Source organism: Pseudomonas sp. LBUM1659, from assembly GCF_059716045.1.
In genome coordinates this window covers 5,224,885-5,247,426 of sequence record NZ_CP166797.1, presented here as the reverse complement: position 1 = coordinate 5,247,426, position 22,542 = coordinate 5,224,885, and the positions used below count along the sequence as shown (strand labels likewise).

Annotated in this window: 22 protein-coding genes and 2 pseudogenes; 15 read left to right on the top strand and 9 right to left on the bottom strand. The window is 52.5% G+C overall.

Annotated features, from left to right (window positions below; translation table 11 throughout):
* Positions 1-22 precede the first annotated feature (22 nt).
* Positions 23-3,139, bottom strand: a complete 3,117-nt coding sequence (locus ACA048_RS23830; RefSeq protein ID WP_497626554.1) for a transglycosylase domain-containing protein — start codon at positions 3,137-3,139, stop codon at positions 23-25.
* Positions 3,140-3,774: 635 nt separating this feature from the next.
* On the opposite strand from ACA048_RS23830, the gene ACA048_RS23825 reads away from it, so the two are divergent.
* Positions 3,775-5,196, top strand: coding sequence for an amino acid permease (locus ACA048_RS23825; protein ID WP_497626553.1), 1,422 nt, complete (start codon positions 3,775-3,777; stop codon positions 5,194-5,196).
* A gap of 56 nt (positions 5,197-5,252) precedes the next feature.
* On the opposite strand, the gene ACA048_RS23820 is transcribed toward ACA048_RS23825, so the two are convergent.
* Positions 5,253-6,377 (bottom strand): OpgC family protein, encoded by a 1,125-nt coding sequence (locus tag ACA048_RS23820; protein ID WP_497626552.1) that lies wholly within the window; start codon positions 6,375-6,377, stop codon positions 5,253-5,255.
* A 331-nt stretch (positions 6,378-6,708) separates the two neighbouring features.
* On the opposite strand from ACA048_RS23820, the gene ACA048_RS23815 reads away from it, so the two are divergent.
* Positions 6,709-7,083 carry a GtrA family protein gene (locus ACA048_RS23815; protein WP_497626551.1) on the top strand — a complete coding sequence of 125 codons (375 nt, stop codon included), beginning with the start codon at positions 6,709-6,711 and terminating at the stop codon, positions 7,081-7,083.
* 42 nt (positions 7,084-7,125) lie between these two features.
* On the opposite strand, the pseudogene ACA048_RS23810 reads toward ACA048_RS23815, so the two are convergent.
* Positions 7,126-7,494, bottom strand: a pseudogene (locus tag ACA048_RS23810) (glutamate synthase-related protein); the annotation flags it as partial.
* Positions 7,495-7,904: 410 nt separating this feature from the next.
* Entirely contained in the window at positions 7,905-8,372 is a 468-nt protein-coding gene (locus tag ACA048_RS23805) for a resolvase (protein WP_497626550.1), read from the bottom strand.
* A gap of 164 nt (positions 8,373-8,536) precedes the next feature.
* Here ACA048_RS23805 and ACA048_RS23800 point away from each other — a divergent pair, with 164 nt between their 5' ends.
* The 4 genes from ACA048_RS23800 to ACA048_RS23785 are packed head-to-tail and all read left to right on the top strand — an operon-like array spanning position 8,537 to position 10,207.
* Positions 8,537-8,980 carry a DUF6957 family protein gene (locus ACA048_RS23800; protein WP_497626549.1) on the top strand — a complete coding sequence of 148 codons (444 nt, stop codon included), beginning with the start codon at positions 8,537-8,539 and terminating at the stop codon, positions 8,978-8,980.
* 39 nt (positions 8,981-9,019) lie between these two features.
* Positions 9,020-9,466, top strand: a complete 447-nt coding sequence (locus tag ACA048_RS23795; RefSeq protein ID WP_497626548.1) for a hypothetical protein — start codon at positions 9,020-9,022, stop codon at positions 9,464-9,466.
* A 29-nt stretch (positions 9,467-9,495) separates the two neighbouring features.
* The gene (locus ACA048_RS23790) at positions 9,496-9,873 is read left to right on the top strand and encodes a hypothetical protein (RefSeq protein ID WP_497626547.1); all 378 of its coding nucleotides are present in this window, start codon (positions 9,496-9,498) and stop codon (positions 9,871-9,873) included.
* Between the two features lie 49 nt (positions 9,874-9,922).
* The gene (locus ACA048_RS23785; RefSeq protein WP_497626546.1) at positions 9,923-10,207 is read left to right on the top strand and encodes a hypothetical protein; all 285 of its coding nucleotides are present in this window, start codon (positions 9,923-9,925) and stop codon (positions 10,205-10,207) included.
* Between the two features lie 42 nt (positions 10,208-10,249).
* On the opposite strand, the gene ACA048_RS23780 is transcribed toward ACA048_RS23785, so the two are convergent.
* Positions 10,250-10,507, bottom strand: coding sequence for a hypothetical protein (locus ACA048_RS23780; protein ID WP_497626545.1), 258 nt, complete (start codon positions 10,505-10,507; stop codon positions 10,250-10,252).
* 215 nt (positions 10,508-10,722) lie between these two features.
* Between ACA048_RS23780 and ACA048_RS23775 the strand changes: the two genes are divergently transcribed.
* Positions 10,723-11,388: a hypothetical protein gene (locus ACA048_RS23775; RefSeq protein WP_497626544.1), complete on the top strand. Its 666-nt coding sequence runs from the start codon at positions 10,723-10,725 to the stop codon at positions 11,386-11,388.
* A gap of 83 nt (positions 11,389-11,471) precedes the next feature.
* Here the strand turns inward: ACA048_RS23775 and ACA048_RS23770 are convergent, their stop codons facing one another.
* Both ACA048_RS23770 and ACA048_RS23765 read right to left on the bottom strand, forming a co-directional pair.
* Complete coding sequence (locus ACA048_RS23770; RefSeq protein WP_497626543.1) at positions 11,472-12,581, bottom strand: hypothetical protein; 1,110 nt, start codon at positions 12,579-12,581, stop codon at positions 11,472-11,474.
* Between the two features lie 252 nt (positions 12,582-12,833).
* Positions 12,834-12,995 carry a type II toxin-antitoxin system CcdA family antitoxin gene (locus tag ACA048_RS23765; RefSeq protein ID WP_497626542.1) on the bottom strand — a complete coding sequence of 54 codons (162 nt, stop codon included), beginning with the start codon at positions 12,993-12,995 and terminating at the stop codon, positions 12,834-12,836.
* Positions 12,996-13,256: 261 nt separating this feature from the next.
* On the opposite strand from ACA048_RS23765, the gene ACA048_RS23760 reads away from it, so the two are divergent.
* Both ACA048_RS23760 and umuC read left to right on the top strand, forming a co-directional pair.
* The gene (locus ACA048_RS23760) at positions 13,257-13,691 is read left to right on the top strand and encodes a LexA family protein (RefSeq protein ID WP_497626541.1); all 435 of its coding nucleotides are present in this window, start codon (positions 13,257-13,259) and stop codon (positions 13,689-13,691) included.
* Complete coding sequence (gene umuC / locus ACA048_RS23755) at positions 13,675-14,958, top strand: translesion error-prone DNA polymerase V subunit UmuC (protein WP_497626540.1); 1,284 nt, start codon at positions 13,675-13,677, stop codon at positions 14,956-14,958. Before ACA048_RS23760 ends, umuC begins: the two co-directional genes overlap by 17 nt.
* A gap of 159 nt (positions 14,959-15,117) precedes the next feature.
* Here the strand turns inward: umuC and ACA048_RS23750 are convergent, their stop codons facing one another.
* Positions 15,118-17,211, bottom strand: coding sequence for a hypothetical protein (locus tag ACA048_RS23750; protein ID WP_497626539.1), 2,094 nt, complete (start codon positions 17,209-17,211; stop codon positions 15,118-15,120).
* Positions 17,212-17,483: 272 nt separating this feature from the next.
* Here ACA048_RS23750 and ACA048_RS23745 point away from each other — a divergent pair, with 272 nt between their 5' ends.
* Together ACA048_RS23745 and ACA048_RS23740 are read left to right on the top strand one after the other, a co-directional pair.
* On the top strand, positions 17,484-17,849 hold the full coding sequence (locus tag ACA048_RS23745; protein WP_497626538.1) for a histone-like nucleoid-structuring protein, MvaT/MvaU family: 366 nt from the start codon (positions 17,484-17,486) through the stop codon (positions 17,847-17,849).
* Between the two features lie 249 nt (positions 17,850-18,098).
* Positions 18,099-18,794: a VIT1/CCC1 transporter family protein gene (locus ACA048_RS23740; RefSeq protein ID WP_497626537.1), complete on the top strand. Its 696-nt coding sequence runs from the start codon at positions 18,099-18,101 to the stop codon at positions 18,792-18,794.
* 459 nt (positions 18,795-19,253) lie between these two features.
* Here the strand turns inward: ACA048_RS23740 and ACA048_RS23735 are convergent.
* Positions 19,254-19,585: pseudogene (locus tag ACA048_RS23735) on the bottom strand (hypothetical protein); the annotation flags it as partial.
* Between ACA048_RS23735 and ACA048_RS23730 the strand changes: the two are divergent.
* From ACA048_RS23730 to ACA048_RS23715, 4 genes are all read left to right on the top strand, one after another.
* Entirely contained in the window at positions 19,581-19,805 is a 225-nt protein-coding gene (locus ACA048_RS23730; protein ID WP_497626536.1) for a hypothetical protein, read from the top strand. The pseudogene ACA048_RS23735 and the gene ACA048_RS23730 sit on opposite strands and share 5 nt — an antisense overlap.
* A 130-nt stretch (positions 19,806-19,935) precedes the next feature.
* On the top strand, positions 19,936-20,472 hold the full coding sequence (locus ACA048_RS23725) for a hypothetical protein (RefSeq protein WP_214384793.1): 537 nt from the start codon (positions 19,936-19,938) through the stop codon (positions 20,470-20,472).
* A gap of 155 nt (positions 20,473-20,627) precedes the next feature.
* Entirely contained in the window at positions 20,628-21,062 is a 435-nt protein-coding gene (locus ACA048_RS23720; protein ID WP_497626535.1) for a hypothetical protein, read from the top strand.
* Positions 21,059-22,534, top strand: coding sequence for an ATPase domain-containing protein (locus tag ACA048_RS23715; protein ID WP_497626534.1), 1,476 nt, complete (start codon positions 21,059-21,061; stop codon positions 22,532-22,534). Before ACA048_RS23720 ends, ACA048_RS23715 begins: the two co-directional genes overlap by 4 nt.
* The last annotated feature ends 8 nt before the right edge of the window (positions 22,535-22,542 follow it).

Below are 22,542 nucleotides of genomic sequence, written 5' to 3'. Positions count from 1 at the left end.
CCTGCGCACACGGCCGGTTCTGTTAACGCCGCACCACTTCAATCGGCAGGCAACCGGTGTTGCTGGCGGGTTGCAAGTACGGCGTCAGAATCGGCGCCATGCCCTTGAGCACTTGCACCGGTAGCGCTGAAGTGAACGTAAACGTTTCGGCCGAGCGACCCGGCACGAAGGCGGTGAGGGTGCCGAAATGGTGATCGCCGATGTAGAACACGAAAGTCGCCGTGCGATTGAGGGATTTCGAGCTGATGACCCGCCCGCCGGAACCAATGGCTGCAATGCGGTTGTCGCCGGTGCCGGTCTTGCCGCCCATGGCTAACGGCTTACCATTGGGGAGGGTGAAACTGCCGGAAACACGTTTTGCTGTACCGGCATCCACCACTTGCGACAGGGCTTCGCGCATCGCTGCAGCAACTTCGGAGGGCATCACTCGTTTTCCAACGTCCGGATCATTGATCAATTTGGTTTCGTACGGTGTGTTCGCCGCGAAATGCAGCGTGTCGATGCGCAGTGTCGGCATGCGTACGCCATCGTTGAGAATGGTGCCGATCAACTCGCCCAGCGCCGCCGGGCGGTCACCTGAGCTGCCAATGGCGGTGGCCAGCGACGGCACCAGGTGATCAAACGGGTAGCCGACTTGCTGCCAGCGCTGGTGAATGTCAAGGAACGCCTCGATCTCGAGCATGGTGCGAATGCGGCTGTCACGGGCGCCCTTGTGACGGCTTTTGAACAGCCAGCTATAGACTTCCTGACGCTCGAACTGACTGGCTTTTACGATCTGGCCCCACTTGGCGTCGGGGTTGTTCAACAGGTAGCCCATCAGCCACAGGTCCAGTGGGTGAACCTTGGCGATGAAGCCCTGATCCGGCAGGTCGTAGGCTCCGGGGCTGTAGTTTTCGTAGAGCCGCTGGAGGCGTTCGTCGGTGACTTTTTCAGTGACTTTGGTGCCTTTGAGGTGCGAGCGCACGAACGTATTGAAGCTTTCCTGACTGGCCTGCGGCAGCAGATATCGGTGAATCGCCGCCAAGCGAATCGGCGTCGGGCGCAGGCTGTCGAGGAAGGTGTCGAGCCGCGCCTGGGTGTCTTTGTTTTTGTACTTCTTCCAGAACTTCAGCAAGAACGAGGTGCCTTCGCGGTCGGCAAAATTGGCCAGGTATTCCTGACGCCGAGGGTCGCGGTCGTCCTTGAGCAGTTCTGCACTGCTGTTGGGGCCGGAATACGTGGCGTAACGCACCAGGTCGCGCATCAGCCGAATGAACGGCAGGTTGATGGATTCGCGCAGGGCATCGCGCAAGGTCGGTATGCGGCCGTTGTCTTCCTTGCGAAAGTTATGGAAAACGTGCAACCCGCCCCCGGTGAAAAACGCTTCGCCGGGGCTGGCCGAGTATTTGCGATCCAACGCCGCGCCGAGCATGGCCGGCAGGTTGCGGTCGGTGTTCTGGATCAGGTAATCGACGGCCCAGCGGCTCAGGCGGTCCTGGTCAGGGACGTCGAGTTTTTTCAGTTCAGGGACGGTCAGCCCGGCATATTTATCGTGCAACTCGGCGATGATTTGCAGGTAGGTGGTGAGCACGCGCATTTTTGCAGTGGAGCCCAATTCCAGCTTGCTGCCTTCGTTGATGTCGAACGGCTGGTCGGTGCTGTCGGTCTGAATCCGCACGCGCGCGCCGTCCGGTGTCAGTTCAAACAGGGTGAAGCTGTAGCGCACCTGGGTGGTACTGGTGGGGGTGAGCAGGCGTTCGCCCATCAAGCCGATCTGCGTGGCAAACGCCGGATCGGCCAGATGCTTGAGGTACTCGGTGGCCTTGGATTGCAGGTCGCCTTGCAGGGTGCTGGTGGCAGACAGGTCGAGGCGATCAAGGTCGTACAGCGGACGATTGAGCAACCCGCCCAGGCGGCTGCGCGCCACGCTGATGCCTTTGTTGGTTTCGATCGGCTGAATGGTCGGCTGGGTCTGCCAGTCGCGATAAGTGACCTTGCTGGCCAGTGCCGCCGCCGCGAGGGGCGCATCAATCACGTTGTTCTGTGCCAGCAGCCGAATGTGGCTGTCGGTGAGATCGACCAGTTCGTCACGGCCCTTGGTCAGGTAATGAGAAGGGCGGCGCTGGGCAATCATCAACGAGAGCACTTCACGCAGGGCCAAACCTTTCGCGGCCATGGTCTTTGGGTCCGTGTCGGTGCTGGCGAGCGTCTCGTTGGCCTTATTGAAGTCGGCGCCGTACCAGACGCGCAACCCTTCGGCCATGCCATGCACTTCACCGTGACCGGGCACGGCAGAGAGCGGCACGCTGTTGAGGTAGTCGCGAACCACATTTTGCCGCGCCTCAAGGGTTTGCGGACCGGCCTGATAGGCACGCACGGTGGCGGAAATCATCTGCCGGATCTTTTCCGCGCCCGACACCGTCAGGCCATCGGGTGAGTGTCGATATTTTTCAAGCTGTGTCGCCAAGGTGCTTCCGCCCGCCGACTGGCCCGGCAGGTGCATCAGTTTGGCCACCTGCGACCACGCGGCCATGCCAAAGCGTGGCCAGTCCACGGCGGGGTTGGCCAAGGGTTGTTTGGGGTCGAGCAGAAAGCGGTTCTCGATGAACAACAGGCTGTTGACCACCACCGGCGGAATCGATTCAAAGCTTGAATAAAGCTGTTGTGGATACTTGAACTGGTACAGCGGTAACGCGCGGCAATCGGTGATTGACAGGCCGGCCTGGATTTTCTCCGAATAGGGCACGAAAAGACCTTTGGCGCTGTAGTCCATCAGCTTTGGAGAGAAGCGGGTTTGGGCTGAAATCACGTAGTCGCGCTTGAGTAACCGGGGCAGGAACTCATTCAGTGAGCTGTAGCCCAGACGCAAATCGAAAGGCCCGGCGCCAGGGTAACGAATGGCGTCGCTGGGGCCCGGTTCCAGGGTGTAGCTCAGGGACGCAGCAAATTTGCTGACTTCCCGCGCCTGAAACTTCGACGTGCGCATTTCTTTGGCAGCTGCGAGTCCCACGACGATCAGGATGATGAGCAGCAGCAACCAAAACGCCTTCCAGCCGTGTTTGACACGGCTGCTACGGGGTTTTTCAGGTGATGGCGCTTCATCCACAGGTTCAGTCGGGACCACAGTTTTACTCGTATCGGTTTGCCACAAAGCGCCCATAGTCGATTGATCCATTTACGCAGATTTATCGGACTTGACTGAAGCTTAGTCGGTGGTTGGCGATGGTGAAAAAATTGTGAGCGTAGAATTTTTCAATGTGCACTGACTTTTGTGGCGAGGGAGCTTGCCCCCGATGGACTGCGTAGCAGTCCCAGATATCAGGCACACCTTTGTTGCCGATTTTACGACTGCTGCGCAGCCGAGCGGGATGGTGCGGCGTTCCGACAAGCCGCCTCGCCACAATGAATCCTTTAGCTTCTGGGGAAGTGACCGGCGCTGAAATGCTTGGACTAGACGCTTCAAGATGGAAACACTACGAAGGTCAGGGCATGACGATGCACCCATGCTGTGCAATACTCGGCGCCGTTTTCAATAGCGAGTGAAATCACCTTTAGCCAGTTAAAGCCTCTCCATAAACAGGGGTTTTGCCGAGAGTTGTGGCTGTATTTTTCTATTTATAGAGTGAAAACGCCTTCGAAAAGCTTTTTATACTGCGCGTCCCGCTGATCCTGAAGGTTTTGTCCTACAGGACGGTTTTGCCCACAAAGCAGGCCGGTTTCAGGCAAGCAATGGCTTATCGGTCAGCGCTTCGACACTCGGTGGGTGTATCCAATAACAAGATGAGGATGTCCCCTATGCCAGTCGGCAATCACCTGCCCCACGGCGACACCGCTCAAGGCGGCCCGCTTAAACGCGAACTCGGCGAACGGCATATTCGCTTGATGGCACTCGGTGCCTGTATCGGCGTCGGTCTGTTTCTCGGATCGGCCAAGGCCATCGAAATGGCCGGCCCGGCTATCATGCTGTCGTACATCATCGGCGGTCTGGCGATCCTGGTGATCATGCGCGCCCTCGGTGAGATGGCGGTGCACAACCCGGTCGCCGGCTCGTTCAGCCGTTATGCCCAAGACTACCTTGGCCCCTTGGCGGGCTTCCTCACCGGTTGGAACTATTGGTTCCTGTGGCTGGTGACCTGCGTCGCGGAAATCACGGCGGTGGCGGTGTACATGGGCGTCTGGTTCCCCGATGTGCCGCGCTGGATCTGGGCGCTGTCAGCGTTGATCAGCATGGGCACCATCAACCTGATCGCCGTAAAAGCCTTCGGTGAATTCGAATTCTGGTTCGCCCTGATCAAGATCGTCACCATCGTTGCGATGGTCATCGGTGGCATCGGCGTGATCGCGTTCGGCTTTGGCAACGATGGGGTGGCGCTGGGGATTTCCAATCTCTGGGCCCATGGCGGCTTCATGCCCAATGGCGTGCAAGGCGTGTTGATGTCCCTGCAAATGGTCATGTTCGCCTACCTCGGCGTCGAGATGATCGGCCTGACCGCCGGTGAAGCAAAAAATCCGCAGAAGACCATCCCGGATGCCATCGGCTCGGTGTTCTGGCGGATTTTGCTGTTCTACGTCGGCGCGTTGTTCGTGATCCTGTCGATCTACCCGTGGAACGAAATCGGCACCCAGGGCAGTCCGTTTGTGATGACTTTTGAGCGTCTGGGTATCAAGACCGCCGCTGGCATCATCAACTTTGTGGTGATCACTGCCGCGCTGTCGTCCTGCAATGGCGGCATTTTCAGCACCGGGCGCATGCTCTACAGCCTGGCGCAGAATGGCCAGGCCCCGGCCGGTTTCGCCAAGACGTCGAGCAACGGTGTACCGCGTCGCGCCTTGCTGCTGTCGATGGGGGCATTGCTGCTGGGTGTGTTGCTCAACTACCTGGTGCCTGAAAAAGTCTTCGTCTGGGTCACCGCGATTGCCACCTTCGGCGCGATCTGGACCTGGGTGATGATCCTGCTGGCCCAGCTCAAATTCCGTAAAGGACTGAGCGCCAGCGAGCGTGCCGGCTTGAAATACAAGATGTGGCTGTACCCGGTCAGCTCCTATCTTGCGCTGGCATTTTTGGTGCTGGTGGTCGGCCTGATGGCGTACTTCCCGGACACCCGCGTGGCGCTGTATGTGGGGCCGGCGTTCCTGGTGCTGCTGACGGTGTTGTTCTACGTGTTCAAGCTGCAACCGACCCATGTGTCGCAAGGTGCGATGCGTTCGGCTTCGTAAAGTGTAAGGCTTGAAATGCCAAAAGCCCCGGTCGAGATGACCGGGGCTTTTTGGTTTTAGGCGACAGCGATGTGTTGCGACCGGTTCAGGCGCTTGTTGAACTCCAGCCAGACCGCCAACAACCCCATCAACCCGGCCCCCACCAGCGCGGTGAAGATTTGCATGGCAAACGCATCGTCGGTCAAGGCGTTGATCATATCCGCCAACGGTGCCAGCAAAACGCCGAGGCAGAACACTTCCAGCGAAAAACGACCCATGCGCGAGCATTGCCGGGCCATCCAGTTTTGCGTCCAGCCGGTGTCCGGCAACAGTTTCGCCGTGACGTACGCCAGGGCCAGAAAGTGCAGCAGGCGCACCGGCGACAGGTCGGTCTTGCTGATCGGGTACAGCAAGTTATTCAGAAGGGGTGGCATCAACGCGTCATGTATCTCCGGCCAGCGCCAGGAGACAGTAATCACCCCGGCAGCCACCACGTAAATCGCCGCACAGACAAACAACGGCTGGCGCCGCAGCGGACGAGCCTCGACCAACCGTGGCCTTTGCCCGTGAATTGCAGCGGCGCCGCCGAGCACAAACAGCAACTGCCAGGTGACGGGGTTGAAGTACCACACGCCGTCCTTGATCGCGGCCAGGTTCCAGCCAAATACCGGCGCCAGCAGGTAGACAGTCAACGACACCGCCACCACTGCCCAGGCTTTGCGCACCAACATGGGCAGCACCAGCGGCAACCCAACCAGCAACACGATGTACAGCGGCAACGGGTCCATCAGGTTTGGTTTGAAGCGCAACAACAATTCATCGGTCAACGCTTGCTGCGGGTTGGTGATGAAGTGGCGCAGGCCCATTTCCTCGACCAGATCGCGGGTTTCCACATGGCTGTTGGCGAAAAACACGATGCCCATCAGCATCGCCAGCAGGAAAATATGCACCACATACAGCACCCAGGCGCGGCGCAGGATTTTCACGCAGGTAAAAAAATAGCCGTCGCGCGCAAGGATCTTGCCGTAGGCCAGGATCGCCGCGTAGCCCGCCAAAAATACAAAGACCTCTGCTGCATCGCTGAAGCCGAAGTTACGCAGGGTAATTTGACCCAAGGGGTTGTGGGGCACGTGATCCCAGAAAATGAAGATCAGGGCCAGGCCACGGAAAAAGTCGATTCGGTGATCGCGTTCAGTCGTCATGGCTGCGGGCTCTTGAACGATTTTTTAAGGAGGAGCGAGCGGCGTCACAAAAGGTTGCGCGGCGCACACGGCGGCGCGCAGGGTGCAGGGATTCGCCGGCAATTGCAAAAGGGGGAGATTGCGGGATATTTCTACGAATTGCCGAGGATCAATCGCCTGCCTGAAGGCCCGGCAGCTTTACGATCTCTGACTACCGTCGGGTTCGTAAACGAGCAGGTCAAAATGACCGTTGATCCGGACTACCGCGCTACCTGTTCGTTCTGACAGTAGACACACACCCTGCGCTGACTTTAGGTTGACTCCTGAAACAGCAGCGGGCCAAGGAGCGGACATGAAAGCCTTATGGAAAGAGTTTTCCACCTACGCGGTGATTGGCGTGGCCAATACGCTGATTCATTGGCAACTATTTTATGTACTGACCACCGCCGCCGAATTGAGTCAGGCCGCCAGTAACGTTTCGGCGTTTTGTGTGGCGGCGACGTTCTCTTTGTATGTGCATGCGCTGTACACATTCGACGCCAAATACTCGGTACTTCGTTATCTGGTGTATCTCTGTTTCATGGGGCTGATGAGTTTCGTTGTCGGCCATTTCGCTGATGCCTGGAAACTTCACGGGTTGGTGACCGTCACGTCGTTCTCGCTTTTGAGCCTGATCTGCGGATTGTTATTTTCCAGATTTATTCTGTTTAGCGAGCGTGAGGTGTGAAAGATCCCAGCCTCCCCGTGAAGCTGGCATGCAGAGCCATTGTCAAGCGGCAGCCACCTCATTGGGCTCAAAACTATCCGCCCGAGCCATCTGCCACATCCGCGAGTAAAACTCCCCGTTCACTTCCCCGGTCAGCAACTCTCCCGGTTTCAAGAACACATGCAGCTGCGAGAACAACTTGATCTCGGTCGCCGACATGCGTCGCACCAGATGCTTGGCCGACAGTTGCGAAGGGTGATCGAGGCCCGCGGCAGCCAACATTTCGGCCAACGCCTTGAGCGTATTTCGATGGAAATTGAACACCCGCTGGGCCTTGTCCGGTACCACCAGTGCGCGTTGACGCAAGGTGTCCTGGGTGGCGACGCCTGTAGGGCATTTGTTGGTGTGGCAGCTTTGCGACTGGATGCAGCCGAAAGTTATGGCCCCCAAAAATCAACTACTCGCCTGAGAGTGAGTGAGTGAGAGGGTTGGTGAATAGTTGCCTATACTATTTATCGTTGGATTTGCAGCGAGCAGTGCCATGTTCGCTTGTGAAAAAATGACAAAAATACTAGCTCTTCACCTGATCCAGCTTGGGATTAAATCGGTGAACGCATGTGCTGGCTGATGGGGATGACGATGGTTTTCTATGAGATGACCCTACTAGAAAGATTCATCGTTCAAGAGTGATTGCTATATCGCTAGCGTCGTTTTCGGTTGTGACTGCGATAGTAAAGGCGTGTCAGCAAACCTAAATCTTCAAATTCAGCAAAGCACACAGAAATGGCTGCATGCGCCATGCGTTGTTCAGACGTACCGAGCGCCAATGTGAGTAACGCATTCTACGACTGCCAATACCTATGCACCGTCGACTTTGACAGGCCAAGCTTCTCCACCGCCTCTGCCTGGCTAAACCCAGCTGCCTTGAGCTCCCTGACGGCCTCCTCATTTTTTGTCTTCTTAGGCTTGCCCCGGGGCCGCTGAAGCAACTCCCTGCCAATGAGTTGACTACTAAAAAGCTCCATTCCGCCTTCCGCTTGAAATGCATCGAGCTGATCTTCTGCTCGCTTGAGGGTCAGCGAGTAGTGCTCCTCATTTTGCATGGCAACGCACATGGCCAATAGAGCGACGGAATCGAATTGAAGGGCTTTGGACAGTTCAACAAGTTTCTCCAGTGTGATGCTGCTCATGCCCTGTTCAAGCTTGTTGATGTTGGCCTTCACGCTGACCTCGGCCAAATCCCCGTAGTCGGCCCCACGCACGGATCGAATAGACCGTATCGCGGCGCCTATCTCCTTCTTGAGCGACATTTTCTGTCCTAAAAAACGAGGATAGAGCCACACGCGGCTAGTTCCGATAAACCTCGTTTGATGGTATTATCGGAACTGTCGTGGATTTTGGTCGCTGAGACGGAGCCTTCCCGTTCAGATTACGGCGCGATGGGCTAGAAGCTGGTCATCCTTAGGCAGGGTGCATGCCAAACATATCAGATGTATTGACGGAGATTTTGCAGTTGAGCACAGATGAAAACAAAGGTGACGACGACCTGTTAGGCGGCCCGGGCGAACCTCACCAAGGCTCGATGGACTCAGACGAAACTCTCATCGAACTCGTCCAAGGTCTATACCCGCGCAAGCCCTACTGCCTAGTTGAAAGTTGGACGATCTTCAAAGTTGACGCCACAGAAGACGAGCTGAGCAAGATCCAAGCAGCCGGCCAGTTACCCATGATCGTTTTCGCTCATAACGTCATGTTTGATAGTCAAAGAAGATTTGATGTCGGCGACTGGGTACGTTCCACCTTCGCGACCTCGTTTGAAGACGGCTTTCTTTTTGAGACTAGGAACACGGTTTACGTGCTCAAGGGCGTAGGCCATGAGAAGAAGGCGAGTTTGGAAACAATCTTTTCCTTTTTCTAATCCAGTGGCTGCGGCCGTTGCAAATACCAGAGATTAGACATGTTCAGAACACAAGACAGCGACCTTTTAGGAGTACCCGGAATGTTCGGGGCAGGCCTGGCGCACTGGCACACCGTGTCGCGAGTGCTCCGAATGCACTGGTACTACGTCACTGTCCAACGTGAGTTGGAAGGCCGACAGGTCGAGTACGAGTTGATGATCAACGATGAACATCAGCTGGAAGCGGTATTGAACTCCAAAGACCCCACAATGGTGGTTATCGGTGCCCAAGCGGTAATCCCAGCCTACATGAATGGGGGAGGGAAACCGAGTATGGAACCACTTACCAGGGTGTCTGTGGGGGAAGATGAACTCGAGTGCGTCGTTTGCATTATCGAAGTGGAAAGCGGTGCCGTGTACCACGACTCGCATCGTCAAGATTTCGACCGAGCATTGGTTTCCAATTTGAAAGAAATTTTCCACTCAAGTCGCATTCGTCCAGTCTGAAGCTGACCACGGCCAAACGGAGCTTTCTTATGAACGGTACCGAAATGACGTTTCACAGCAAACGACTATCAAATTTCGATCTACTTCGAATTCATAAGGTGCAAGCGCAAGGTTTTGATCTTCCAGTGACGGCTTATCTCAATCATGTGGCCATCGTTGGTAAAAGTGCGATGGGAGTCGTCTTCGGCCACGTACGGAAAGGCCCATTGGGCCGCTTCGATGATGGTCACTACATGCGCACCTCTGACATCGTTTGCGCCCGGCGTGAAGGCCGATTTTGGGTTCTCAACACACTCAACTCGCGATACGTCATCGCGACGTTTCAACGTGACATCGGCCGACAAACCCTGCGTAACTTTCTGATGGTTTCGAGCCAGGCAATCCAAGAGTCCCCTTCGATTCAGTGAGCTTCTCACTCGTGCCCGAGCAAACCTGATTCAGCGCCCAGGAGGCTTCATGGCAATCAAACCTTTCAAAAAGGGCGAAGTCATTTGCATAGCATCGGGAGTTTTTGAGAGCTTCCACAGATTCGGGCCATTCTTGGTCGAGATGGACTTTGATCTCAATGAATTCATAACCACCGTCAATCATTCTCAAAAAGAGAATTGGGAGATCGCGGAATTAATGCACGAAATCCCCCGCATGCTCCTTGCTCTGGGCATTCTTTCAACGATCACTTGTCGTAACGTCCACTTAGGTGCTTTCGGAGAATGGCATATCAAGGAAGACGATTACATCTAAAACCTCCTCCGCGTTAGTCGAACATTGAAGGTACTGGCAACATCAGGCTGCATCAGGTACGGGCTCGATCCGAATAACTTTAATTTTAGCTTGAGGGCACACCAAGCTATCACCATCGTCACCGTAATTCGTCCTGGCCTCGAAGACTGCTTCGATTTCGCGGAGATTATTGCAGTCCTGGAAATCAGGTGTATCGCTCGTCACGTATTCGTGGCAGATGCAACTCAATGCTGAAACATTTACCCAGAAGCTGTCGGCTACGGTCGTATCGATGCGAATAAAACTGATGAGGAATTTCATGCGATGCCCTTAAATACGTGTTCCTGAAAATAGATAAGTGGGCATCGTGCGCAGGTCAATGATATCGATTACTGTCGTACGGTCAATAAGGAGTTGCATCAGTCGCATTGGTTTCAGGACGGGACGGTGTGCTCAAAAAATATTCTTCATTGGAGCTAAAGTATTCTCAGTTTTGAGCCGTTTAACAAATAAACACACCTAAAGGCTCGAGAGTTATGGCTACCGTCACCACGCAAGAATCAACTCACGCATATGATTTTCTCCGAGGCCGAATAGCCTACGAGATCTCTAGTGTTGTAGGCGCTTTCAGGGACGGAGACCAGGTCATTCTTAAAATTGATGAGTACGCCTTCCACTTAAGCCCTACAAAAGCCGATCTACTGGCTCAAGGCTTTCTAATGGCAGCTCTACGCACTGGTCTTCGACGTTTCGATATGCCATGGCGTAATGGACAGATCCATAACGTGAGTGCGATGCCCAAAAAGACTTTCCGTAAGGGGGCGGCGATGGGGATGGGGTTCCTTGACGCCACACTTTATATCCCGGAAGCAGACAACAAATTTTCCGCGTCGGGTTGGCTTTATGAGGGAGTTGGGGAGGATTTGGATTTCCCCGCAAACGTGGTATTTCTTAAAACTAGGCTGGATGGTGTTGTAGGATTCAAAAAGGGAAACGATGAATTTCTTTTGAGCCCAAAGCACGTTGTTCAGCTCTGCTTGGAGCTTGCAGATTCTTCCAGTTCACTCGTCACGCGTGTCTGGAGTATTTGGGACAGGCGTATCGAGTGGAGTACCGGGCGCGCAGCATCGGATAAAGCCTCTTTTGATCTGGCGAATAAGGCACTATTTGATTACCTGAAATCTTACAAACCCATCGTTTGAAAGTTGGATCGACGTTAGTATCGAGCTGAATTCTGCAGGAACCTTCGCTGAGCGTCAGCAAGGTTCCCCATCGTATCTGGAAGCTATGGGGTAGGGCAGCCGAGTAACAATGCCTCGCTGATAGCTTCGGAAAATGGCTGTGGAGATATGGTTGCTTTCGTTGAGTATATTTGTATCTGATCAATCCCCTGCGATAATTCAAGACCGAGCGTATATAGCTCCTTCTTCAGTTGCTCTATCTGTAGGAGCATCAGAAAGCCATCCTCACTGCGATTTTCAGAAATCATGGCATAGTAACTGACGGTAATGCAGTAGTTTAGGATTGCGATCAACTCGTAATAGTTGTTTGCCAAGCGGGCGTGTCGCTCCTCTTGACCGCTAAACAGTATCACCTTAAACATTGATCGTTGCTGCTGGGTATCTACAACATAATCCGTGATGCTCAGCTTGGCGCACAGATCGTTTATGGATTTCATGATCTCAAAGTAGATCCCGTCGCGATCTGTGGTGGGCTTACGGAGAGTTCGGTCTTTCAGTAGCTCAAAGGTCGGTAGAAGGAATGAGAGATCATCTAATATATAATCTACTCGACGAATGATATCTTTCATCACTTTTGCGTCAGCTTCCATTGCGCCCGTCGTGTGAGTTGAATTGCAAAAAACCGCTGAGTGGAAGGCTTGGTTGATCTGGAGTTTTTGTGACACTTGATGTGCCAGTTTGATTGTCCCCAATGACGCGATGTACTCGACTATTCCTTTTCGCTGTGCGTGAAACGCATCCAGTCGGTTTTTCATGTCGGTCGCTTCTATTTGCGCCGCTGTTTGCTGGGTGCTGTGCAGCCTGCTAATAAAAACTCCAACCGGAATTGTTAATGACAGCACGCCAAGTGGAAATTTGCTTATCTCGATAAAGGTATCAAATCCTTTAGGAGTAAAGGATAGGGTGTAGGGTGACCAACAGACGTGGCCTGCTGCGATAAAATACAAGAAGATCGTTGATAACCAGAACAGTAGAGGATATTGGGAGAACAGCCCTCGGCGAGGATTTAGATGGTATGCGAAATTGTAGAAAGTAAGGCTTTTGTCCTGTGATTGTACGGCAGCATGGGCAAAGATCAAGGTGGTAAAAAAGATTGGCGCTAATGCCTGCATCATGTTCCTAAGGTAAATTAGATCCTGGATTTGCTGATTCATTTGCGCTTCCTTTAACTGAGGAGGCATTTTGCCATACTTGCGCTATGACAGCTTTCAGCACAGCATCAAAAAATGAGCGGGGCATCCGAAAGAAGGCACGCGCCTTCTGAGATCAACCGTCCTCCGGCTAGGGGGAGGTGCGCCTTAATTTACAGACTCGCTGTTCTGGCCCAGGAAAGGTTTCCTCCCTTGATGACAAACGACTCTAAGTCATGGCCACGGTCGTTTCTGGGGTATCAATTCACTCAGGCATTAGAAGCTCCGTACGGAGTCGCTGAAAACGCCCTGGGCCTCCACGTATTCGTTGTAGTTATTAACGGCCTCGCTGTTCTCTGCCAGCCATTGCTCGCCCTGCTTCTTCCTCAGGGCCTCGGCCCGCTTCTGCTCCAAAAGAATTTCGTCTTGAGTCTGCATGGTGTTGTCTCCCTTTCAGTCGCGATCATAAGAGTAGTCAAAGGCATCCTGAAAAACACCTAGCCGCTTACGAAGTAGCGACTTGCAGTAATGTCGACGGCATAGCAAAAGGTGGTCTGGGTTCAGACATCATGACTCCTGACCTACCTTCAGATTTTGCTCCGGTGATCCTTCGGTCGCAAATTTCCTCGCCCAAGATTGACCGCAAGCCGCCTTCGACGTTAACTGTATGTATATACAGTTTTGGTTAAGGCATGTCTCATGAGCGTCACGATCATCGGCCCGTTGGGAGGAGGGGGAGTTCAGCTTCCCTTTTACTCGTTCAAAGTCCCTGCTGGCTTTCCGTCCCCTGCGGCTGATCACCTTGAACAGCACATCTCCATCGACGAGTTATTGGACATCCGTGCGCCGCATATCTATCTCGTGCGCATCGAGGGAAGCAGCATGGAGGGTGCCGGGATATTTGATGGCGATATGGCAGTGGTGGATCGCTCAATTACCGCTGAGCATGGCCATATCGTTATCGCCGCAGTGAACTGCGAGCCGGTGTGTAAGCGCCTGTGTAAGCGAGGGCCCAACATCATATTGATGTCCGAAAACTCAGGTTATCCGCCGCGCTACATTCTTGAAGGCGATGAGCTGGTCATTTGGGGTGTTGTGACATTCAGTGTGCGTGCCCATGACCCTAAAGCCTGAACCCGTCTTTGCCCTGATCGATTGCAACTCGTTTTATGCGAGCTGTGAGCGTGTCTTTCGCCCAGACCTGGCCAAGACACCCATCGTGGTGTTGTCGAACAATGACGGCTGCGTGATCGCCCGCAGCGCGGACAGCAAGCCGTTCATAAAGATGGGCGAGCCGTACTTCCAGATCAAGCACAAACTCAAGCAGCACGGCATCGTGGCCTTCTCATCCAACTATCCGCTGTATGGCGACATGAGTGAACGCGTGATGAGTGTGATCGAGTCCCTGGTGCCAGCCGTTGAGGTCTATAGCATTGATGAAGCCTTTGCAGACTTGGCAGGCGTGCCAGGCGATCTAGAGGCACTCGGACGGCGTATTCGAGCCCTGGTGTATAGGAGCACCGGCATCCCAGTTGGCGTAGGTATCGCCGGCACGAAGACCCTGAGCAAACTCGCCAATCACGCGGCAAAAAAGTGGCAGGCTCAGAGCGGTGGTGTCGTCGACCTTCGTGACCAAATCAAGCGCGACTGGGTGCTCAAGAAATGCTCGGTCTCGGACGTATGGGGGGTCGGACGCAAGATGACTCTGCACCTCGAAGGCATGGGCATCAAGACCGCCTGGGATCTCTCCAAAACCGATCCCTGGATGTTGCGCAAAAAATTCAGCGTGGTGATCGAGAAAACTGCGCGTGAGTTGGCCGGCACGCCTTGCCTGGAGCTCGATGAACCTGATCCCCCGAAACAAGAGATTTGCTGTTCCCGCATGTTTGGCAAGCGCCTCACCGATATCGCACCAATCAAAGAAGCTGTGGCCACCTACATGCAGCGTGCGACTGAAAAGCTCCGAGCCCAGCAGTCACTCTGCAAGAAAATACGCGTGTCTATCCGCACCGGCATGTTCAATCCGGAGGAAGCGAAATACGCCAATGGTGTGTTGGTGGAATTGCCGTACCCAACGGACGACGTTCGCTTGATGACGAAGGCGGCGGTGGAGGCTGTTGATCGAGTGTTCCGGCCAGGGTTCAAGTACAGCAAAGCAGAGGTGCTCCTGCTCAACCTTTGCCAGAAAGGGGAGTACACCGATGACCTTTTTTCGATTTCACAGCCGGTCGCTACAGAGAAAGTCATGGGCGTGCTGGATTCCATCAATGAACGGTGGGGTAGGGGAACACTGCGCTTGGCGAGTGTGCCAACCAATCCCGATTGGGGGATGCGTCGGGAGATGATGAGTCAGAGTTTCACCACTCGGGTAGATCAGCTATGGACTGTTTTTTGTAAATAGTTTTCCTTTTACTTAGACTCCAAGAAACTCCATTAGGTGGTTTTCCTCAAAAAAAACTCACCCTTGTCTTAGCATCTTCACTAAAAAGGGCCTGTCAAAGATACGAGGGCCCTTTTTTCACGGAAACAACGATATAAAAATTCAGCTTGAAAATTAGACCTAAAGGTTTTCAACGAATGTATCACATTCGTCTATAACGTACTGAGGTACAAGCTGAAATTGAGAGGGGTTAAGCTGGTATATGTAGTTGTTCTCAATGTGGAACGCTTCATTGATAAATTTGCGAATTACGTCGGATTCAATATCCTTGGCTTTGCCATCGAAAAGCATTCTGTAAAGGTGAAGCTTTTCATAGTTATTTTTTGAATCGAAATACAGTTTTTTCAGTTCGCTGTCATTTTGCACTAGCTGAATAAGTCTGTTGTATTCAAAGCTCTCTACGAATTTACAAATGTGCTGAGTGCCTTCTTCTAATTCGCTGTCTGTTAGCTCAACAAAGCCACCATCTGGATCTTTTTTAGATGGCTTGGATCTTTTATGGAAAAGGCTGGAAAGAATATCAAAGCTGAACTGCTTGTTTTCCGTGATTTCGTAGTAACGGCGCAGATAAACAAGGCGATTTATTTCATGGCAGTCTGTTCGCGAGTTGGTCATGGCAATTTCAATGAATGTCTGAATGTCTACCCTTTCAATTAAGTTTTCGCTTAATTGGCCTAGATTGTTTTCGAGGAAATAAACAGCTGGTTTTATGAAGCGGTCTGGGTGATGAAGCATCATGTCTACGACAGGTTCAAAATCGTGAGTGAGGAAAAGAACTGTCTTTCCTCTGAATGAATTTTCTTTGCGAAATAGAGCGTCAACTATAGCGTATTTCTTATTTTTATCAAAAGATGAAATGGGGTCGTCGAGAATGATCAGTTCGGCTTCGCTTTTTAGGCAGTCATACATAAATAAAACTAACGAAAATGCATTACGCTCTCCATAGCTAAGGTGAGAGCGTACATTAGCAATCTCCCCATCTACTGAGTTGTGTATCAATTTTAGTTTGTAGCTTTCGCCATCCGCTACGAGCATAACTGAATAGCTGTACCCGGCATTTCGCAAAAATTCATTGATCCCGATGCCGTTGTTTTTTATGAGTTTTTCTATAAGTTTTTTCTGTTTTACTACACTTCCTTGGAGTTTTCCTGCTTTCTCTAGCAGTGCATCAATCCCTTTGTTGACTATCTCGATTTTTTCAGCTGTGCTTTCTGAATTTAGATGGACGTACAACTCAAGTTGAATTTTATGATTCTTGAGCTCTTCAATTATAACGTCAACATTTTTAAGTGATGAGAATCCTAAATTTTTAGCTTTTGTCAAGCTGTTAGATAGGCGATCAATTTGATCCCATACTTCACGAATAAACGCAGCTTGGTCATCCGTGTACCCTTCAATATTCTTTATAAAGCTATCGATGCTGTTGCGGGTTTCGGTTGAGAAGTATTTGTTTAGCTTTGAGAAGGTGGCAATGGTTTTTGCTAAACTTTCAATGGATTTTGAATCGTACGACTCTGTTACCTTCGTTATTACTTCCAGCGTGTCTTTTACATCGTGTGTGCAATACGGGCAATCTGATGAAATGTCTAGAAAAGGCTTGCCTTCTTGTTGCCACTTTATCCACTTGTAATTCTGATCGTGTTGAATCAAGGTCGTAAATTTCTCCAGGCCGGCCGGAATGGATTCTACCTTGTTACCATTTTTTAGCGCTTTAGCCACATTGCTCGAAGCATGGAATCCATTTTTTACGGGCTTTCCAAAAGCGCTGGAAAGCTCTAGTAAATCTGTAATTAGTGTTTCAATTTCTGGGTCTGCCCCTAACATATCCTTCATTTCGCTAGTTAGATTTTTTATTTCTTCCATACCAGCATCATAATCCTTGTCTCTGACAAAGATGTCGAAGCTGCCCTTCACAAGTTCATCAGCTTGGAAGACGAAATCATTAATATATGACTCGTCAAAAATTCTAAGTTTAATAATTTCTTCAGCTCCTTCTATCTTAGGAGCTAGCTCTGGGTTTTCTGAGTTTTTGAAGGCCGTAAGTTCGGATAATTTGCTTGTGCCTGCTAGTCTGTCATGTATAGAAAGCGACAGTGCTTTCGCTATGGTGCTTTTCCCTGTTCCGTTGGTTGCATACTTTATATTAAGCTTGGCTAGAGAAATATGAAGGGTGCCAGTATCTATGTTGTTGCAATTCGAAATTTTGATGTCCATATACCGTTTCGCAGCACTGAGGTGAGCCTGAATAGTAGCTCATAATATTGTTTATGCTGGAAAAGCGTTCTATGTCGGTAAACAAAAAACTTGTATCGACCGACTTTTATGTCGCGATACCTTCGCGATCCTGTTGGAGACAAGATCTCGTTTTCTTTCGGGATGAGCACCAGTGACACTTTATGGTTTAGGGCGAACGCTGCCCCCCCCCAAAAAAATCAAAATGTAGTTTTTGGTGTATTGTTAGGTGACTAATTACATAGAGATCTACCATGTCCAAACTCGCAGAATTCCGCCAGCTTGAAAAACATCTAGCTGAACAGCTCCAAGCGCTCGAGGCCCTGAAGGGGGATGCGGGCTTGAAGGCAGAAATCGAATTCGAAACCAAGCTCCGCGCTTTGCTCGCCGAGTACGGCTATAGCCTGCTGAACGTGATCAACTTGCTTGACCCTAAGGCGGGTCGTCGCGCACCAGCAACCGAGTCCAAATCCGGTACCCGCAAGCCTCGCCAGGTAAAGGTTTACAAAAACCCGCACACTGGAGAAGTAGTCGAAACCAAAGGCGGCAACCACAAAACGTTGAAGGAATGGAAAGCGAAATACGGTTCAGACACCGTCGAGTCCTGGCTGAGCAAGTGATTTTGGTTTGAGTACAAAAGGGCCCGCGAGGGCCTTTTTTGTTAAACACGATGTACTATCGTAATGGCTTTTTGCCGTGATCGGTATGTTCTGGGGCATGCTGGCAGCGTAAAGCATCTTTCTGAAATTTAATCGGTTGATTCAGTCATTACCGGTGATTGGATCTCCGTTCATCAACATGAATCTCACGGTGCTCATGACGCCAGAGTGACCCGACCTAATGCAATTTTTCACACGGAGAATTCCAGAATGGCAGCGCATCATAAAGAGAAACACTCAATAGACAACATTGGTTGGCTGCGCGCTGCCGTATTGGGGGCCAATGACGGAATCGTTTCAACTTCAAGTCTGATTCTGGGCGTAGCCGCCTCTCACGCAACTCACAACAGCATCCTTATAGCGGGTGTCTCTGCTCTCGTCGCCGGTGCTATGTCGATGGCTACCGGAGAGTACGTTTCCGTGCAGTCCCAAGCCGACACGGAAGCGGCTGCCCTAGAGGCGGAGCGAATTGAGATTCAGGAAAATCCGAAGGGCGAGAATCGTGAACTGACAGGAATTTATGTTGAGCGAGGACTTGAGGTGCCGCTTGCAAAAGAAGTCGCGACTAAACTAATGGATCACGACGCCTTGGGGGCGCATGCCCGAGATGAGTTGGGAATCACCGATGCGATGAGTGCAAAGCCATTACAGGCTGCTCTTGCATCTGCGCTAAGCTTTGCCGTAGGTGCGGCACTACCATTACTCGTGGTCGTAGTAGTTCCACAAGAACATCTCATCCCAGTCATCGTCGTCGCGTCGTTGGTCTTCCTTGCTATCCTTGGCGGCTTGGCGGCCAAGGTCGGTGGGGCGAATATTAAAAATGGGGTTTTACGTGTGACTTTTTGGAGTGCGCTTTCGATGGCGGTGGCAGCAGGAGTCGGTACCCTGTTGGGAACCACAGTATAAAACCCGGAGCGGGTTCCAGAATTAAATTCTTGATGGTGAGAGTGGGCCTTTATACAAGGATGGAACAGGGTTTATATATTTGAAGGCAAGAGAAAAGCAGCGCTGCCCCCAAACACCTTTATCCGATAGGATGCCGCCGGTTTTTCTTCTGTTTTCTTTAGCTTTTTAATCCCACAGGATTGAAAGCTGGAACAGAAGCTGAAACTGAAACGCAGGCCTTGGGGGCCCATCCTATCAAGCATGCTAGCGCATGCCCCGACGCTACTGCTCGCCACGAAAACCTAGGCGGAGGCGGCATACGAATTGCAATCAAGTTACCTTCACCAACCGGTATAAGTTTTGATACAAAAGGATCATTTCTCGGGTTTCACGACGTTCAGAATTTTCCTCTAAACCTTCACCCTGCACGTCGTGCTGCTCGAGCAATTCATCCTCCTCCTCGTGAACTTCCAGGACTGAGGATGGCACCAGTTCCGGCACTCGGTTGTGACCACGCTCCGCGAACAAGCATGCGCCCTTGGCTGTGAGAACTATCGACTGCGGAGCTTTCAAGAACGAAAGGATTGTTTGTTGGCGACCTTGCGAGTCAACCAGCAACAACCGGGAACGGTGCGTGGCGTCCTCCCTGATCCACAATCCACAATCCACAATCCACGCTCATCGCACTTTAAGAACGTAGGCTGGTTTAAATTTGCCGACACGGCAGGATCGTTGCGGCCTTCGGTCAACTGATGAACCACACCTTTTTCCTTTTCTGTGAAGAGCATACGGCCATCATTGCAGCGAGTGACCAAGCAGGGTACTTATGACGAGCGCGAAGGCTTTCGGCCCTGGAATTACGTGACCTGCAGGGAGGACATTGAAGGCCAGGAAGTCTGGCGGATCAACGTCAAGGTGAAGCGTGTTGATGAGGTGGTGATTCCGCTTGCAGCGGCTGACCATGGGCTGGTGCAGGTTGCTGAGCGTGAGGTCGGGGCGCGGATGATGGCGGAGCGCTCAACGCAAAGATGAAATCAGGAATAAATACCCTTCGGCAGTCGTTAGTGAATGACCAACGCTGACGTGGGAGATATCCAGTTCAATTCGCGGATTGGGATGGGTGGTAAGCCGGCTTCACATGTTTGATGAGGATGAACCCACCGTGCCGAGAATTTTGACTTCCCAGATAAGTGACACCGCACTAAACGAGCACAATGCCAGGATGTTCGGGTCGCCAAAGGAGCGCTTGGATTTTTACCGAAGAGAGATTCAGTACGAAACCAGCATCTTGGCTAATCGAACTGACGCCTTTTTGGCATCTCAGTCTTTTTTGGTCATCGCATTTGCCTCTTCTATGGGCAATCTCAACCCCGAATGGGGCAAGTTGTTCACGCTGGTAGTACCACCGTTTCTTACGTTGCTTGGAGTGCTAAGTTCGTTGAATGCTTGGCCCGGTATTCGTGCGGCATACGATATTATCGGCCATTGGCATTTCAAGCAGAGCGAGCTATTGCATAGCGAGCCTGTAATGGGATTGGCTTATGACGAGTCGCCTTTATTTTGTGAAAGAGAGTCCACGCAAAAGGGGTATCGAAAGGCGTTGCTGTTTTCAGTGCGCACACCTTGGATCTTTGCGACATTCTGGATATTGCTTGGCATTTGGTCGGTTTGTATCCAAATCACAAATCCAGGTGCTTGAGACGTAAACAGAGAGGTAAACCCTTGCTGTTTGGGACTACTTTTCTTCAGCCACCTAGCAGGCTCCGAACATCATCAGCTCTGCGCCCAAATGAAAACTCGATCACAGGTTATAGGGTGTACCATCGATAGGTGCCCATCAAAAAGTAATGAGCCATGTCCAGGGAAAGCGAAGAGGGCCGCCAGATCGTAGCTTCTCTGGCGCGCCGGGTCGGTAACATTGCTGATCTTGCAAAGACCGCCCACGCAATTATTTCAACCTTGCAGGATATGGACGCAGCCCTCAGGCCCATCATCGGCCAGCAAGGGGTTGTCGCGCTTTATCGCCGCAGCCTCAATCTGTGCGTTTCCAATCATCCGCGACTGGCCGGCACCTGTGACAGAGTGCAGGCAGGCATGGATTTGATTGCCCTCAAATCCGTAATCGTTGAGCAAAGCGACGCCGATGCGCTGTTTTTCGGTGAAGTGTTGCTGACTACCTTTTACGAGCTGCTGACCACGCTCATTGGGCCCTCGCTCACCGAACGTTTGCTTCGTGACATGTGGGAACCTTCTTTGAGCGACACCCCTTCGCAGGAAATTTCGCCATGAGCACCAAAGTGACTATCAACCGTCTGGCCACCGGCGTGCCAGGACTGGACGAGGTGCTGGGCGGAGGATTGCCGGAGTTTTCGTTCAACCTGATCGCCGGCCCGCCTGGCTGCGGAAAAACCACCCTCGCGCATCAGATGATGTTTGCCCTGGCGACGCCCGAGCGCCCGGCGCTTTTCTTTACCGTATTGGGCGAGCCGCCGCTGAAGATGTTGCGTTATCAGCAGCAATTCGACTTTTTCGACAGCGAAGCGATCAACCAGTCGATCCGCTATATCAACCTGACCGACGACACCCTGGCCGGGAATCTGGACGAAGTGCTGCGGCGCATCGTCAGCGAGGTTGAGGCTCACTCGCCGGCGCTGGTGTTTGTCGATTCGTTCCGCTCCGTAGTGCTGGCCAGCCAGACCCAGGACAATCCCAACAACAACCTGCCGCAGTTCGTTCAGCAATTGGGCATGTTGATGACCACCTGGCAGGCAACGACCTTCCTGATTGGCGAATACTTTACCGAAACCGACACCAACCCGATTTTCACCGTGGCCGATGGCTTGATCTGGCTGCGTCAGAGCGTGCAGCGCAATTCCATGGTACGCAAGATTGAAATCATGAAGATGCGCGGCCAGCCCACGTTACCGGGCTTGCACACCTTCCGCATTGCGACGTCGGGGATCAAGGTGTTTGCCCCCGCGCCACTCAACCCGGTTGAAGCGCCGCTGGAGACCTCCATCAAGCGCCTGAAAATGGGCGTGCCACAGCTCGACGACATGCTCGGTGGAGGCCTACCTCGGGGTTATTCCTTGCTGGTGGCTGGGCCGTCGGGGTCGGGCAAAAGCATCCTGGCGGCGACGTTCTTGGCCGAAGGCGCACGCAACGGCGAAACCGGTGTGATCGCGGTGTTCGAACAACGGCCCAATCATTTTCAAAATGCCGCCCTCATTCAATTGATCCAAGACGGTCAGGTCGGCTTGGTAGACAGTCGCGCACCGGACTTGTCCATCGACGAAATCGTGCAGTTGCTGCTCAGCGAGATCAGCCGACTGAAAGCCACCCGTGTGGTGATCGACTCGTTGTCGGGCTTCGAACTGGCGCTGGCGCCGACCTTCCGCGAAGACTTCCGTGAATCGCTGTCGCGCATGGTCACCGCGCTGACCAGTGCCGGGGTCAGTGTGCTGATGACCTCCGAGCTGGAAGACCGCTACACCGACTTGCGTTTCAGCCCTTACGGCACGGCATTTCTCACTGACGCGATCATTGTCCAACGCTATATCGAAGTAGAGAGCCGGTTACTGCGGATCATGGCCGTGGTCAAGTTGCGGGCCAGTGCCCACTCCGATGAGCTGCGCTTATACCGCGTCGATGAAAATGGCTTGCAGATTGGCGAAATGCTTCATGAACAAGAAGGTCTGCTCGGAGGCCGACCCACAAAGCGGATTTCAGGTGTATCACATCCAGGAGATAAAAATGCTTGAGCCCGACT